At 48.4% G+C, this 16,004-nt stretch carries 9 protein-coding genes; 8 read left to right on the top strand and 1 reads right to left on the bottom strand.

Translation table 11 applies throughout. The annotated features are described in order from the left end of the window. Positions 1-686 precede the first annotated feature (686 nt). Genes OX890_RS06655 through OX890_RS06645 form a run of 3 tightly spaced genes read left to right on the top strand, consistent with a single transcriptional unit; the run spans position 687 to position 5,406 of the window. Entirely contained in the window at positions 687-3,584 is a 2,898-nt protein-coding gene (locus OX890_RS06655; RefSeq protein WP_268650300.1) for a xanthine dehydrogenase family protein molybdopterin-binding subunit, read from the top strand. Then, complete coding sequence (locus OX890_RS06650) at positions 3,581-4,114, top strand: (2Fe-2S)-binding protein (protein WP_006082848.1); 534 nt, start codon at positions 3,581-3,583, stop codon at positions 4,112-4,114. Before OX890_RS06655 ends, OX890_RS06650 begins: the two co-directional genes overlap by 4 nt. Further along, on the top strand, positions 4,114-5,406 hold the full coding sequence (locus tag OX890_RS06645; RefSeq protein WP_268650299.1) for a cytochrome c: 1,293 nt from the start codon (positions 4,114-4,116) through the stop codon (positions 5,404-5,406). Before OX890_RS06650 ends, OX890_RS06645 begins: the two co-directional genes overlap by 1 nt. 107 nt (positions 5,407-5,513) lie before the next feature. On the opposite strand, the gene OX890_RS06640 is transcribed toward OX890_RS06645, so the two are convergent. Beyond that, complete coding sequence (locus tag OX890_RS06640; protein WP_268650298.1) at positions 5,514-6,494, bottom strand: dienelactone hydrolase family protein; 981 nt, start codon at positions 6,492-6,494, stop codon at positions 5,514-5,516. A 220-nt stretch (positions 6,495-6,714) separates the two neighbouring features. Between OX890_RS06640 and OX890_RS06635 the strand changes: the two genes are divergently transcribed. The 5 genes from OX890_RS06635 to OX890_RS06615 all read left to right on the top strand — a co-directional run bounded on the left by OX890_RS06635 (position 6,715) and on the right by OX890_RS06615 (position 15,982). After that, positions 6,715-7,662 (top strand): LysR family transcriptional regulator, encoded by a 948-nt coding sequence (locus OX890_RS06635; protein ID WP_268650297.1) that lies wholly within the window; start codon positions 6,715-6,717, stop codon positions 7,660-7,662. Positions 7,663-7,957: 295 nt separating this feature from the next. Beyond that, complete coding sequence (locus OX890_RS06630; protein ID WP_012088411.1) at positions 7,958-9,166, top strand: NupC/NupG family nucleoside CNT transporter; 1,209 nt, start codon at positions 7,958-7,960, stop codon at positions 9,164-9,166. Between the two features lie 350 nt (positions 9,167-9,516). Then, positions 9,517-11,814, top strand: a complete 2,298-nt coding sequence (locus tag OX890_RS06625; protein ID WP_268650296.1) for a hypothetical protein — start codon at positions 9,517-9,519, stop codon at positions 11,812-11,814. Between the two features lie 12 nt (positions 11,815-11,826). Further along, positions 11,827-13,542 (top strand): toxin-antitoxin system YwqK family antitoxin, encoded by a 1,716-nt coding sequence (locus tag OX890_RS06620; protein ID WP_268650295.1) that lies wholly within the window; start codon positions 11,827-11,829, stop codon positions 13,540-13,542. A gap of 127 nt (positions 13,543-13,669) precedes the next feature. Then, a complete protein-coding gene (locus OX890_RS06615) occupies positions 13,670-15,982 on the top strand; it encodes a toxin-antitoxin system YwqK family antitoxin (protein ID WP_268650294.1) in 2,313 nt (770 codons plus the stop codon). Positions 15,983-16,004: the final 22 nt, after the last annotated feature.

Raw genomic sequence — 16,004 nt, 5'->3', positions numbered from 1 at the left:
ACAAGCATAAGTGCCAAAGCATATTCACCAATTTGCAGGAGGAGTTGGGTATCTAAGAAAGAGAAAAGACACATCGTCCTGATGCAAGTGACTCGAATCGCGGGTACGCGATTAAAGCTCATCCTTGTTAAAAACCTAAGATAGCGACATAGCGTACACTTGTCTATAACTTTAGCATTACAAATCAAGTAATTAAGCAAGCACTGATTTAAGAATGTTGATATGAATACATGTGACTAAACCAGTCGCCATCAAATAACACTATCTCTTGATCTTGCTGTGGCATGAAGTCTCGCTGTGTCAGGCGGTCTTATTTTAGCAAGCGAGCCAATTTTGACATGGGAAAATGGGTTCAGTGAACACATTAGCAAAGGGGACTAAGCAAAGGGCGCTGAACAAAATTCAGCCATAACGTAACTGAGTTGAATCACAGTGTGAACATCACTGTAGAAGCCTGATAACACAGGCGCTACACACGAATTTAGCTTGATTAAAACTGCAACGATTAACCGCCTAAATTTGCATTTTCGGCCCTACATGCTAACGTGGCTAATGTAAATTTACATTCAGTGTTTATCAGAGCTATGTCGCAACAATCAATAAAAAGTCGATCGACAACAAGCCTATATCGGGCGATACCATGCAGCGCGGCTGATATTTCACGGAAGCACAACTGAGGTTGAGATATGGAACCATCTAATACGTCACGCCGGACCTTTATCAAGCAATGTGTGATTGGCGGGGTTGCCGTATATTCGGCCCCTTTGTTGTGGGAAATGAGTCGCGCGAATGCGGCGATTGTCTCACCTGAACTGGCAGCCCAATGGCAAACTCAGGTTAATGGTCAATCCAAACCTAAGTTTCGTAACGACGGCATAGCGAAGGTCACAGGCCAAAAGGTCTATGGCCGTGATTACCGCGCTATGGACATGGAAGGCTGGCCCAAGCAGCAAGGTTACGCTTTTATTCTACGCGCTGCCGATGCCTCCCATGTTTATCAAGGCTTTTCCCTCGACCACCTGCCCGCGTCGGCTAAGCCCTATAAAGTGATCACTGCGGCCGATCTGGCCGGTGATAAAATCAAGCTGCCCGATTTTTACGGTGACAACATGTTGCTGGCCGAGGGGCAAACTGCTGACTACTTAGGTCATGCGGTGGCGATATTGTTGTTCGACAGTTTCCCCGCCTTTAAGCAAGCTAAGTCTTTACTGCAATTTGATCAGACCTTACTGCGCTTTGGTGAGCAAACGCCGTTTGTGTCGGACTCGAAAGACCCGTACGCCAGCTGGCGCCTTATTCGAGTAGAAGGTGAAAATGGCGCAAGGGAAGATTTATATAGCCCGCTCCACGATGGGCTATTTTTCCCCAGCGTAAAAGATCGCAAGCCAGAATGGTTAGGCAATCCGAATGCCAAAGGGACAGTGTCTGAGCGCGGGCTTTATTATGCCGGCGAGATAGATAAGCAGATTGCTAGCGCCCAAGCTAATCAACAATGGCAAGTGCTAGAGCGGGAATATCGCACCCAGATCATCGATCCTATGATGATGGAACCCGAAGCCTTTAACGGCTGGTATGACGCAACTAGCCAAACATTTCATACAGTGATTACCTCGCAGTCGCCGCAGGACTTTCAAGAGATGGCAGTGCACATGCTGTTATCTGGCCCACTGGCAGGCAAGGTAAAACATCTGGTGGTGCACTCGCCTTATATCGGCGGTGGATTTGGCGCGAAAGACCATTCGATATTCCCCTATTACGGCGTGCTCGCGGCCATTTATGCCAAGGGGCCAATCCGACTCGCCAATGACAGATTCGAGCAATTCCAATCTGGGCTTAAGCGTCATCCGTTCATCATGAAAAGCCGCTTAGCGGTGGATAAATCGACCTTAAAAATCCAAGCCTTAACTTCGCAGATGACAGTCGATGGCGGCGGACGAGTCAACTTTACCCCGTCTGTAACCTCAGTTGGCGCGACGGCGATGCAAAGCATTTACTACACACCGCGCAACGATATTATCGCCACCGCCTATGCGTCGCGTAACCCAGATGCGGGTTCGATGCGCGGTTATGGCACGCTGCAATCGATGACAGCGATGGAATGCATGATCCACGAGATAGCCGACGAGCTGAAGGTTGATCCCTTTAAACTGCGCGCCGCCAACGTGATGGAATCTGGCCAGCGTAATACGCAAGGCGCGATCCCTAACGGCACTTTACGTTACCGCGAAATGCTCGACATGGCCGAACAAGATCCCGTGTGGCAAAACCGCGCGGTGAATAAAAAGGACTATGAGGCCAAACATCCGGGGATGCGTTACGGCGTCGGTTTTGGTATCGCCACCAAAGATTATGGTACAGGTGCAGCGGCGCCAAGTGCGGCGATTCGCCTAGCGAAAGACGGTAAAATCACCCTGGAAATCGGCTTTATCGAAATGGGCACTGGCACGCAAACCTCCCAAGCCGTTGTGGTCAGCGATGCCCTCGGCAACTTTGCCGATGAGGTAAAACTCGCCGAAGTGGATATTTGGGATGCGATGCAATTAGTGCAAACCGATAATCCTTATATTATTTCGCAACAACGCCAAGATGAAATGGCGGCCAATCCACGCTGGACACCGGTTAAAGCCATGGCATCGTCGGCATCTATGTCGGCCTATTATCAAAGCCATGTCACCCGCATCGCCGCCGACGTGATCTATCGTCATGGCCTGTGGCCTGCAGCGGTATCGATTTGGAACGAGTTGTATTTTAACACCCCAATGGGCTCGACTAATTTGCATAACGCCCGCGATGGTCGCTGGGTCGATGGCAAGTTAACCGCCTTGGGCTTTCCGCCGCTGTCGATCGATATTCTCGCGAAACGCGCCCACGACATGGGCTTAGTGGTCGGCGTGATGGGCCATGCCTTTAATCGCTGGGCTTGGGCCGAGGCCGATTTCGACATTCTTGGTACCAAAGAGCGTTTAGCTCTCGATGCGCTGGCGCTGCAATACGGCGAAGGTAACGCGACGTTTGCGGCCACTTCCGACACGACTATGAGTATCAAAGCGCGCCAAGCCAGCATGAAGTCTAACGGCTATCACTTGATCGATCGTCAAGCCATGAGTTATCCCAAGGCCGAGCTGAACAATGCCATGGTGACCTATTACGCCCCCTGCGCCACTTTGGTTGAAGTCGCCGTAAACGAAGGCAATGGCGAAGTCACGCTGCTGAGTTCTCATACTTGGTTAGAGGCGGGCAAAGTGATTGTTAAAGAACTGGTCGAAGGGCAAATTCAAGGTGGCCTTGCGATGGGGATTGGCCATGCACTACATGAAGGCTTACCGCCATTTGAAGCCGGCGCTGGTAATGGTACGTGGAACCTCAATCGCTATCAGGTGCCGTTAGCGCGGCATGTGGGCGTGTGGGATCAACGTCATACCATATTGCCACAGTTATCTGATAACGATCCCAGCCGTGGTATCGCCGAAGTGGTGATGATCCCTGTGGTCGCGGCGCTGATTGAAGCCGTGTATCAAGCGACCCATGTCCGCTTTTACGATTTACCTATGACAGCGAAAAAAATTAAGGAGGCCATGGCATGAGCCAGTCTATTAAACTGACCATTAATAACCAAGCCGTAGGCCCGATTGAAGTCGCCGATGGTGTGATGATGATTGAGTTTCTACACGAATACTTAAACCTCACAGGCACTAAGTTTGGTTGCGGCGCAGGCGTATGCCACGCCTGTACTGTGATCGTCGATGACGAGCAAGGCATGAGTGAAGTGGTGCGTACCTGCATCAATGGTGTTGAGCGTTTTAATGGTAAACGCGTCCGCACTGTCGAAGGTCATGCTAGACAAAACTCCCTTGGCGAAATCACCGCCCTGAGCCCAGTTCAAGAGGCTTTTTTGGAACACTTCTCGTTCCAATGTGGCTGGTGTACCTCGGGCTTTGTCAACGAATCGACTGCGCTGCTTGAGCGATTAGAGCGACAGCCTATCGCTAAAGATCAAGTTGAAAAAGTCGTAGAAGATGCCTTAAGTGAACACGTATGTCGCTGTACTGGCTACGTAAAATACTATGCGGCGGTCAAAGATCTGATCCTCAAGACTAAGGGGCTAACCCTGTGATGACATCAGCCAATCTGCGCCATTTCCCGCGCTATTTCCCGCACCTTAACAGGATAAAAAATCTGTTGAGTCACAATCTACTCCTGAGTTTAGGGCTAGGTTTGCTCGCCTGTTCCAGCAGCGTTGCCGATGAAGGTGGCAATACAACAAATAGTGACATCGAACGCGGCGCGTATCTGATGAAGATAGGCGACTGTGTGGCCTGCCATACTGCGGTAGGCGGGCGCGAACTCGCGGGCGGTTTGCCGTTCGAAACGCCCTTTGGCGCTGTGTACTCGACCAATATCACCTCAGATAAAGAAACCGGTATTGGCAAATACAGTTACGAGGACTTTTTTGATGCCATGCACCACGGTGTTGGCGTCAACGGCAACCTCTACCCTGCTATGCCCTACACGTCCTACAGCCTGCTGACGGACGACGACACTAAGGCGATTTATGCCTATTTGATGAGTACTAAACCCATCAAGCAAGCCAATCGCGACAATGATGTGTACTTTCCGTTTAACCTGCGTTTTGGCCTAAAAGCCTGGAACTTAGTCGCCCACGATGCTAAGGAATTTACCCCGAGCAAGGAAAAAAGCGAGCATTGGAATCGCGGCAATTACTTAGTCAATGCCCTAGGGCACTGCGGTGAATGCCACACCCCAAGAGACACGCTGTTTGCCATGGAGCAGGACAAGCACTTTGAAGGCGCGATTATCGAAGGGCTAGAAGCATCGGACATTCGCCCCGCCGAGCTTAACAGGCAGAACTGGACCCATGAGGATCTTAAGTCGCTGTTTACTGAAGGCTATTCCCGCAAAGGCACAGTATTTGGCGGCATGTATCCCGTGGTGTATCACAGCTTTAGCCACTTAACCGACGATGATATGCGCGCGGTCAGCAGTTATCTGCTCGATACCGACGAAGATATTAAACCACAAGCGCTCACCTTTAACGGCCATAAGCCTGAACTGCCAGGTTATACGCTTTACAAAGGTTACTGCGCCGGTTGTCATGGTCAAAATGGTGAAGGTCGCCCCAACGTCGCCCCCGCGATGGCAGGTAACGCCACCTTAGATAAGGCCAGTCCACACAATATCGTCGCCGTGATGCTAAAAGGCATTAAGAGCCAGCATTACAACCTCACCACCAGCTTTTATGCTATGCCAGGATATGCTGATGAGTTAAGCGACGAGCAGATTAAAGACTTAGCCAATTACCTAAGACTCACCTGGAGCACACAACCCGGTAATCTCGATGTGAAGACCATCCAAAGCTTGAAAGAAGTGATCCTCGAGCACGACTAACCCGCATGGATATGTGGGAGATTTAAGATAAAAGCCGACGCTAGCGTCGGCTTTTGCTTGATTGATATAGAGCACGAAAATCTGTCAGTCAACGGCGTTTACTCTCACTAACCACGCAGTCGAGTATCGAAGAAGGCTAAGCTGCGCGCCCATGCGAGCTCGGCGGTGGCTTTATCGTATCTGCCAGTGGAGTCGTTATGAAAACCGTGATTCACATTCGGGTAAAGATAAGCGACATAATCGGCTTTGTTGGCTTTTAGCTGAGTTTCGTACTCGGCCCAAGTGTCGTTTACCCGCTGATCGAGCCCAGCAAATTGCAACATAAGTGGCCCCTTTACTCGGCTACGCAGTTCCGCAGCGGCTGGCGTGCCATAGAAAGGTACACCAGCATTAAGCTCATCGGGAATCGTGGCGGCCAGCATATTGACGATATAGCCGCCAAAGCAAAAACCTACGGCACCGAGTTTGCCATTACTCTGGGGATGGGATTTTAAAAACTGCGCGGCGGCAATAAAGTCTTGTTCAATTTTGGTTCTGTCTAAACTGCTTTGCATGGCGCGGCCCGCATCATCATTGCCCGGATAACCACCGAGGGAATAAAGTGCATCGGGGGCGAAGGCGATATACCCCTGCGCCGCTAATCGGCGAGCAACATCTTCGATATAGGGATTAAGGCCACGGTTCTCGTGCACGACTAATACTACTGCGGCTTTTTTACTGGGGTCTAAAGTCTTGGGCTCACCAGCGCTACTGCCAGCAAGCAATAATTCATTGGGTATCACTAAGTAGCCACGCCCTTCACCGTAACCATTGTGCGAGGGAAATTTAACATAGCTGGCTTGAATACTCGGGTCGTTAAAGGACACTTGCTCGGCGAGGACATAGTTCGGCATGAGTGCGCCCGTGAGCATAGTCATGGTAAAACCTAGCGCCACCAGCCCTGCGAGCCGCCCCATAAACTCACGGCGATCGATAATGCCGTGGGCATATTCGTCATACCAGTCAAAGGCTTCCTGCGGTATCGGTTGTATTTTCTGAACACTCATCTGGCTTGTTTCTGCTACGGCTTGCTTGTCTTGCTGTGTCATCGTTATTCCTCCGTTGAACAAGCTAACCACAGGTCACTTCCCTAGCTTGTGGGTGTTAAGATTTAACTCAAGAGTAAAGGAAGAATCGTACTTAGGGCAACTGACTTTAACGTGTGCTGTTTTGTAAGCTTGGTTTGAAATAACACACGATTGGTACAAACGGCTGTCGGTTAAGGCTAGGCTAGCTTAAAATAGCGATTTAGAATCTAGAGGGCTTGGCGTGATACAACATAGAGCTAGCCAGATGGTGATATTTCACACTCTGGTGACCAGTGGCAGTTTTACCCAAGCGGCAGCTAAGTTAAAAACCTCGACCTCCTATGTCAGCAAGCAAATTGGCGCGTTGGAAGCTGAGCTGAACTTGTTGTTAGTGCAGCGCACCACGCGCACCTTAGTGTTAACTGACGCTGGCCAACAGTTTGCCCATTACTGTGAGCAAGTGTTTGAAGCGACGCAAAATGCCGATGCGATTATGCTGGATGCCCGCGACGACATTAGCGGGACGATTCGTCTCGGTTCCTCCCAATCCTTTGGCACCTTACACATCATCCCCGCGCTGGAAGTGTTGCAGGAAAAATATCCCGAATTGCGATTTGAGCTGAGCCTGTTCGACCATAAGGCCGACATGCTAGAAGAAGGTCTGGATCTGTGGATCACTAACCATGAACAGCTGAACGAAGGTTATATCGCCCAGCATCTCGCCGAGACGAACTTTGTGGTGGTCGCCTCTCCCGATTATTTGCTCAAGCACGGCGTGCCACATCATCCGCGGGAGTTAGCTCAGCACAATTGTGTTATCTATCAAAGCAAAAGCCGTAATTATGATCGCTGGAGTTTTGCTAAGGATGACCTAGAACAAACCGTCAATGTGGCAGGCAATTACCGTGTCGACTTAGCCGAAGCCGTGCGCAATGCTGTGATTGCAGGGCGCGGCATAGGCTATGTGGCCACGTATTTACTCAGTGATGAGTTTCAAAGCGGCAAGCTCATTCAACTCTTACCCGATTGGAAACCGCTGCAACAGATGCCCGTTTACGTGGTTTACCCAAGGCGGCGCCATTTACCGACTAAGTACAAAGTGATTATCGAATGTTTAAAGTCCCATATCGGCCACCCGCCCTACTGGGATAAAAAGCTCAAACCTTGGTTAGGTAAGACTGTCACTTAAGCTACTGTCATTTAAACTACAGTCACTTAAGCTGCATTTCAAACCAGCACTGACGACTGCACCAGCCTAAAGTCGTCTGTGGCGTGATTTCTATTATTGCCGCAGACACAAATATTATTTCCTCTGGGCAACAGTAGCCAAAATAACTTTTATTATCTAACATAAACAGCAACTTAAATAGTTGCTGTTTTCGACACTTTTATCGTAACAGCCCAGTAACGCCCTCGACTTGCCCTTACGCTGACTCGGCCTACAATGCGCGACTTCTTCTATCACTCAAAAGAATAAACCCATTATGACCGCGATATTAGGCATGATTAGCATCTTGTTTTTTGCTTGGTTACTGTCAGTGAACCGCAAGAACATTCCCTACCGCACTGTGATTTTAGCCCTAGGCTTACAAATTATATTTGCCCTGTTAGTGCTCTACGTCCCTGCGGGTAAGGCCGTATTGCAGTCTGTTACGGCGGGCGTGTCGAGCGTGATAGCCTACGGCAACGAAGGTATTGGTTTCCTGTTTGGCGATCTCGCCACGGGTAAAGTCGGCTTCGTATTTGCGATCAATGTGTTAGGTATCATCATCTTCTTCTCGGCGCTGATTTCTGCCTTATACCATATTGGGTTAATGCCTAAGGTGATCAACATTATTGGTGGTGGTCTGCAGCGTTTACTGGGCACGGGCCGCGCTGAGTCTTTATCTGCCACGGCGAACATCTTCGTCGGCATGATTGAAGCGCCGCTGGTGATCAAACCCTATTTAAAGCACATGAGCGATTCGCAATTCTTCGCGGTAATGAGCTGTGGTTTAGCCTCAGTTGCGGGCGGTACCTTAGTGGGATATGCCGCTTTAGGTGTCGATCTTAACTATTTGATTGCCGCAGCCTTTATGTCAGCACCTGCGGGTCTGTTGATGGCAAAAATCCTCATGCCACCCAACGAAAATGACAAAAACAACTCAGATGAAATCACCTCAGTCGAACTGCCACGCGCCACCAATGTGGTTGAAGCCTTAGCCGATGGCGCTATGTCTGGCATGCGGATTTCAGTCGGGATTGGTGCCACGCTACTGGCTTTTGTCAGCGTTATCGCCCTGCTGAACGGCATGTTAGGCGCTGTGGGTGAATGGTTCGGTTACCAGTTAAGCTTCGAATTCTTGCTCGGTTATCTGTTCGCGCCTATGGCGTGGCTGCTGGGTATTCCTTGGCATGAAGCCATTACTGCGGGCTCACTGATCGGCCAAAAAATCGTGGTCAATGAGTTTGTTGCCTTTATCCAGTTAATGAAAGTAGAAGACCAACTGAGTGCCCATTCTCAGGCAGTTGTCACTTTTGCCCTGTGTGGTTTTGCGAACATTTCCACTATGGCAATTTTGATCGGTGGACTGGGTAGCATGGTGCCAGAGCGCCGCGAATTTATCGCCCGTAATGGTTTTCGCGCCATTGCCGCCGGTGTATTTGCCAACCTCATGAGTGCGGCAATCGCCAGCGTGATCCTCTCGCTGTAGCTTGTTTTCGATAACAGGTTTCTGTCCTCGAGTATCAATCACTGATCTCGAGCATCGAAATAGAAAAAGCGGATCCCAGCGTAAACCCAAATCAAGCACGCCTTGGTTTGGGTTTTGTTTTATTCCCAGCTTAATTATCCGCTTAAGCTCGTCTTTACTGCCGCAAGGCTGACCTAAACCTCGTCGCAAACAAATAAGCACGGACAGTCTCTTTACCTTGCTTGCTCGCCTTTTAAGCGCACATTTTGATGACGTCGTTTTATTGCCTCAGATAGTTTTTGTGTATAATGTCGCCAAACCAAGATTAATATATTTACATTTCAATAACATGCGTAGCCAAGGGAGCACAAATGGCCACAGGGAAATACAAGGCAGTTCACGCCGCAATCGCACTGACAGTGGCAAGTATCACACTCTTGTTAACCGCCTGCGATGACTCAACGACGTCCTCAGAATCGGTTACGGCGAATATACCCACAGATCGCGAGTATCAGATTATTTCTACCATAAGCCTCAACGATGGTTTCGAAACTCGCAAGGTGTTGCAGGCACGATTACTGCTGGATTACCAATTACAAGATGTAGAGGGTAAGGCGGCCAGCTTAACCGCACCGTTAACCCATAACGCCCGCTTTTTTATCCAACCTAACCTGTTGCAAATTAGCGATTATGGCATGCCGATCCCGGTGAGCAATATTGACCCCAAAGGCAAGTCCAATGAAATCTTTCAGTTGGTTAAAGATGGCTTTAATGTGGAATTTAACAATGGTGAAGTCCGCCAACTGACCCCCATTGCCAAGATGGATCAAAAAGATATCAAGGAGTTATTTGAGCGCTGGCAAAATCTTAATCACTTGTTTAAACAAGCCCCAACCTTGCCTGTGGCGCTTGAGCCTAGCGTCGGTTATAGCATCAAAGCCCCCATGGATGCGCGCTTAACTTGGACGGTTGAGCAGGTCAGTGAAGATAAGCTGATCGCCGTATTACAAGGGGAGAAAGACAAGTATAAGGCCTATGGCAAGTTCGAAGTTAACCGCAAAACCGGTTGGTTAGAGAGCATGGCGTTTTTTCAACGGGAAGAGCGCCAAGGGCGTACTTTCACCCACCGTACCGTTATGACGCCTAAGGATCGCCCTTACATCATGAGTATGCTTTGGCATGCCGATGATAGCTTTGATGCTGAGCGCGATAGGGATGATCGGCAAAAGGAGCTGTACCGCATTAGCGATATACCGCAGGAATATCGCCCCAATAATAAGGCATTTATTCAATCCTTATTACCTGATCAACAAGGTATTTTAGATAATCTTGGCCCTTGGGGCACTGATACCCCTGAAGATCTGCAATTGCGCTTTGTCCACAATATGAGTCCGCAATATGTGGAAGCCGATGTGCGTTATGAAGACTTAACCGCCTATGACGCAAACGGCAAAGCGATTGACATTCACTTCTGGCAGCATGGCAAAGGTTGGGCGAGGAATTACCATCCCTCGATTGAATCCTCAACCGATATTATTGCTACAGGTTGGGATAACACAGCTAATAAACTCAAACAGATAGACCATATTACTGCCAAGCTAACGCTTATCCCACAGACGAATAAGATCGTCGAAAAGTCGTGGGATGAACTGCTGGCAACGCCTTACACGGTTGGCGATGCCAGCCTAACAATCCAAGTGCTCGATGCCGAGGCGAAACTCTTTAAAGTCGTGTCAAAGCAGAGTGAGGATAAGAGTATTAATCTGCCTTTCCAACAATTTAAAGGCATGATGGCTGAGGCCCGTCGCGAAGGTAATTATCCCTCTTGGCTAACGGCGACAGAAAAGGAACTGCTAGAGCAATTGATTAGAGCCGATGAGAGCCATCACCTCACCAGCAACGCACTGTTACTCAAGCTGGATGAACTTCCTAAAACCCTGATGTTAATTGAGCAACAACCCCAGCCGGAGTTAACTCAAACCAAGACGATCCGCTTTGTACAATTTAGCGACTACAACAAAAATCTTGCTAATCCTCCCACCGAGTTTGGCAACGCTGGCCTAGGTAGCTTTATCAATCCGGCGCTAGATGCTGCAAAAAATGAGTTCAATACGATCCAAGGGATAAAACCTGTAACTGACAATGGTCATAATCTGTATATTCCCATGTCAGCTGCCTTGGCAACCGCCTGCAAACCTGAAATAGATCAAGGTTTTAATGAGGGTAAAAATCCCGTCACTTGGCAGTTTGATCCCAATGCCCCAAACGGGGCAGCCTATAGTTTGATGACCCCAGACCGCGTGCGGCAGTTTTTCTACGATAAACAGATCAAGGGTAAGATCCGTTGCCAAGGTGATATCCATTGGCAGCCTTTAGAACTGGCTGTAACCGACCGCCCTTGGTTAATCGATTTAGAGTCTTGGCTGACACAAACCGGATATGGCAATGAGCCAATTAGAGATCTTAAAAATTACTTTAAGGTCGAAGATGCCCAAGGCAATCTGTTAACCATTCGACTCCCCGAAAATACTGAGCAGCGGATAAACGAGGTGCTGGTCGATGGCCGCTATTTGAGTATCACAGGCCCCGCCGCCAAGGTGAGTTATATGACGATCGCCAAAGAGCCCGTCGATATCCCCTATGAATTCACCTTTAAACCTTTGCCATAAAAAGGAGCGGTTATGCGTATATTTACAGTAAAACGGCTCCTTGGAGCACTGTTATTTATTAGCACCCAAGTGAGTGCTGATTTCATTTTGCTGGATGAAAGCTGGGAACCAGTAAAAAATAAAAAAGCAGCCAGTTTTTATTTAAAACAACCCGTTGAAGTCAAAGACGGCCAGTTTAAAGTTGAGCTCTATTATCTCAATACCGAGGTCATGCACTTTAGCGGCATGGCAACGGGCCACAATTTCACCGACGGACAACTACATGGTCCCTATCAGTTCCGTTTTAGCAGTGGCAAGCTACAGGAAGAAGGCCATTTTGATAAACAAGGCCAACGCCAAGGGCTAGTCAAAATCTACAAAGAAGATGGCTCGCTCGATTGTGACTGTCAATTCGTTAACAATCAACGCGAAGGTGAGCAAATTTTCTACCATATCAACGGTCAAATCAGCATGAAGACCACCATTAAAAATGGCAAAAAGGTCGGCATGAGCGAACACTTTGATAGGGATGGAAATCTTAGGGACAAGGTCTGCAACAGTGGTACTTGTGTTACCCAGTACTTTGACAATGGCAACTTACACCTCGAAATCCCCATGGTAGATGGGCTCAAACATGGCAACGAAACGAGTTGGGGCTTTGGTAAACTGCTTTCGACCCAAGCTTATGTTAAAGATAAAAAACAGGGGGATTATTTTGAATACTTCCCGGATGGCAAGGTCGAGCGCCACTATCAATATCAAGCTGATTATAAGGTCGGTGAACAACTGACTTACTATGAAAATGGGCAGATCAAATTAAAGGAAGTGACCAACGATAAGGGTGATGTCCTCCAAGCCATCGAATACGATGACCAAGGGCAAATTAAAAAAACCACAGACAGCAAATACCAAGGTAATCGCTGGGTTTATCGTAAACAGCAGCGCTATCGCGATGGCCAATTGATTGAGACTCAAGAAGAAGACAAACTCAAAAACTGGTCACTCTCCGAAACCTTCAAAAAAGGCTTGTTAATCGAGCGCCAGGAGCGACTCAATAACCAATTGAATGGTTTACAGCTCAAGTCCTTTGACTACAACGATGTCATCACCCTCTCCCGCGAATATTATGAGGAGGGTAAGCGTGAAGGCGCCTATGAAACGGTAAAAATTGAGCCTGCCACAGGGAAAACTCAGCTAGTAGAGCAAGGTCAATATGCCAAGGATAAACAAGCAGGCACTTGGAAGAAATTTCAAGACGACGCCACCCTCACCTATAGCCACGATGATAATGGTGAGCTCCACGGTGAATACCATAACGAGACCAACTCAGGCCAGTTGCTTGAGTCTATTCACTTTAAACATGGCAAGCCCGATGGATTAGTACAACGTTACGCCAATAATGGCCAAGTGTATGAAAAAGGCGTATACCGCAATGGTCAACAGGATGGCGATTGGATATTTACCGATGGTGAGTACGGTTTCCGCCCAATACCCAACCCTGAAAGACGCTATTGGTATGGTCGCTTCGACCAAGGTAAACGAGTCGGCCATTGGGAATTGCGCTCATCAGAAGACTATGGGCTCCAAATCGCCAATTATGACGAACTAGGCAGGCTTGATGGTAAACAATACGAGTTTAAGGATCATGGCTGGATACGGGTGATTAATAGCTACCATAATGGCCAGTTTTTAAATCAGGAAATGCCACCACCTGTGGTCACTTCTGATGATGTTTTCCCTCGGTTTTAGCTTAAGCCTAGACGCTGTGCACTGCATGTAAGTGCACAGCGCAATAGATAAACCAAGCAGTTTAAAATTAGGATTCTTATATAGGCCGCACATATCTTGGCCTTAAGACCCAGAACAAGGAATCAGTATGTTCAATACCCCATTTCGCGTGATTAGCCTCGCCATTGCAGGGGCTAGTATAGTGAGTCTCCATGCGCAGGCCGCGCAAAACCTCTCCTCCATGATGGTCGAAATTCGTCAGCAAGACGGAATTCCTAGCTACTATAACCTCGCCACTGGCATGCCCTTAAATGGCGATATCGCCATAGTCCGCGATAACCAAGGTTATACCTTAGGTCAGTTTTCCGAAGGGATACCTAATGGTAAATGGCAAGTATTTCATACCAATAACAGCAAGCTTGTCGAAGGAAACTACCTGCAAGGTTATCAAGATGGCACTTGGCGACTGTACGATTTAAGCGGTGCAGTCACAGAGGAGCAGCAATTTACCAAAGGCGTGCCCACGGACGAATGGAAGGAATACAACAGCAGCGGCCAACTCACGCAAACAACGCGCTATAAAGACGGGAAAAAAGAGCAAGTAAAACGCTTCTATGCCAGTGGTAAACTGCAAGCCCAAGAAAGCTACCTCGATAACCTGCGCCACGGTAAATGGGAAAGTTTCTATGAAAACGGTACTTTATCCCAAAGCCAAAGCTATGCGAACAACCAACTCTCCGGCCCCTATTTAGAGCAAAATCCCGACGGGCAAGCTTCTGTGACGGGCCGCTTCGATGCCGAAGGCCGCCACCAAGGATTATGGGAAACCTTCTTCGACGACGGGACTAAATCGAGTGCCAGCCAGTTCAATCTTAATCAGCTCGATGGTGAAGAACGGACGTTTTACCCCAATGGCGAACTCGCTAGCCTCTGCCAATATAAGGCAGGGCAACGCCAAGGCAAGTGTCAGCAATTTAACGATGCGGGTAAATTACAAGTTGAAGAACAGTATGTTAACGACGCTTTAGATGGGCAGCAGCAATATTTTAATGCCGAAGGAAACCTCACCAGCGATCTCAACTATAAGCAGAACCAACTTGCCGGTACGCAAAAGTATTTCTACGACAATGGCCAACTTAAGGAACTGCGCAGTTATCAAGACTCAAAGCTAGCTGAAAATGGACAATATCCGCTTCATGGCCCATCGGAGCGTTATGATGCCGAAGGTAATTTGCTCGAAAAAAGCCACTACGACATGGGCATTAGAGATGGGCTATTTGAGCGCTATAGCGCAGGCAAACTGCAATCTTCTGAGCAATGGCAACAGGGGCAGCGACACGGTGAATCACGCCGTTACCATAGCAATGGTCAACTGCGCAGCTTAGATGAATATGTCGAAGGTAAACTGACGGGTAAATCCGAGTCCTACTTTGAGGATGGCACTGTTAATGAGCGGGGCAAACGCATTAATGGTCAATGGGTGGGTCAATATGAATCCTTTTATGACAATGGCAAACCTCGCGAACTCGCCCATTACGCCTCGGAGAAAAAGGACAATGCCAGCCGTTATCCGCTCGATGGCCATTTTGCTCGCTGGTATGCCAATGGCGACCCTAATGAAGAAGGCGAATATCAAAACGGCAACAAACAAGGCTTATGGATCCAGTACAGCGAAGGCCTAAAACAACGAGAGCAAACCTTCGCCGATGGCAAACTCAATGGTGACTACATAGAGTATTACCACGGGCGTCGCCGTGTTGCTGGGCAATATCTCGATAATCAAAAAACAGGTCTGTGGATTGACTACCGCTACGAAGAAAAAGACCCGACCTATGGCGCTATTCCAGAAGGGAATATCCAGCAAAAAAGCCATTGGCAGGAAAACAAGCGTCACGGCGTTAGGGAGTTTTACAGCTTTAAACAAGTGGTTTACCGCTCCGAAACCTATGATAAAAATGATAAAACAGGCCCGTATGCCGAATATTATCCCAATAATGGCCAGCTAAAACTCAGCGGCACTATGGATAAAGGCAATCAAACTGGACTATGGGAAAGCTGGTTTGAGGATGGGATGCAAGCGGCCAGCACTGAGTTTTTAGACGGACAAAACCATGGTCAATCGAAGGAATACTACAGTAACGGCCAACTCAAACTAGAGGCCACTTATGCCAAAGGCTCGTTCGATGGTCAAGTTAAACAATATCACCAGAACGGTAAACCACAACTCGTTGAAACTTGGGTAAAAGGCCAAAAAGAAGGCGATGCCAGCTATTATCACAACAATGGCAAACTAGCCGAACAAGGTACATATCTGAGGGATCGCAAGGAAGGTCTATGGCAAAGCTTTTGGCCTAATGGCGAAAAACGCACAGAAGGCAGTTACATCAGCGACCGAGAATCAGGGGATTGGAATCACTATGATCAACTCGGTAAGCTGATTAAAACCGAGCACCACGGCTAACGTAGAAATGAGGTTGGGGATT

This window comes from Shewanella sp. DAU305, assembly GCF_026802235.1.
Classification (GTDB): domain Bacteria; phylum Pseudomonadota; class Gammaproteobacteria; order Enterobacterales; family Shewanellaceae; genus Shewanella; species Shewanella baltica.
The sequence above is the reverse complement of the archived record's forward strand: the minus strand, read 5'-3'. Positions and strand labels throughout refer to the sequence as shown.

Bases quoted from the DNA above. Each gene is read 5' to 3' on its own strand.
- OX890_RS06645 (WP_268650299.1), top strand. From the start codon at position 4,114: ATGACATCAGCCAATCTGCGCCATTTCCCGCGCTATTTCCCGCACCTT.
- OX890_RS06630 (WP_012088411.1), top strand. From the start codon at position 7,958: ATGACCGCGATATTAGGCATGATTAGCATCTTGTTTTTTGCTTGGTTA.
- OX890_RS06615 (WP_268650294.1), top strand. From the start codon at position 13,670: ATGTTCAATACCCCATTTCGCGTGATTAGCCTCGCCATTGCAGGGGCT.
- OX890_RS06620 (WP_268650295.1), top strand. From the start codon at position 11,827: ATGCGTATATTTACAGTAAAACGGCTCCTTGGAGCACTGTTATTTATT.
- OX890_RS06625 (WP_268650296.1), top strand. From the start codon at position 9,517: ATGGCCACAGGGAAATACAAGGCAGTTCACGCCGCAATCGCACTGACA.
- OX890_RS06640 (WP_268650298.1), bottom strand. From the start codon at position 6,494: ATGACACAGCAAGACAAGCAAGCCGTAGCAGAAACAAGCCAGATGAGT.
- OX890_RS06655 (WP_268650300.1), top strand. From the start codon at position 687: ATGGAACCATCTAATACGTCACGCCGGACCTTTATCAAGCAATGTGTG.
- OX890_RS06650 (WP_006082848.1), top strand. From the start codon at position 3,581: ATGAGCCAGTCTATTAAACTGACCATTAATAACCAAGCCGTAGGCCCG.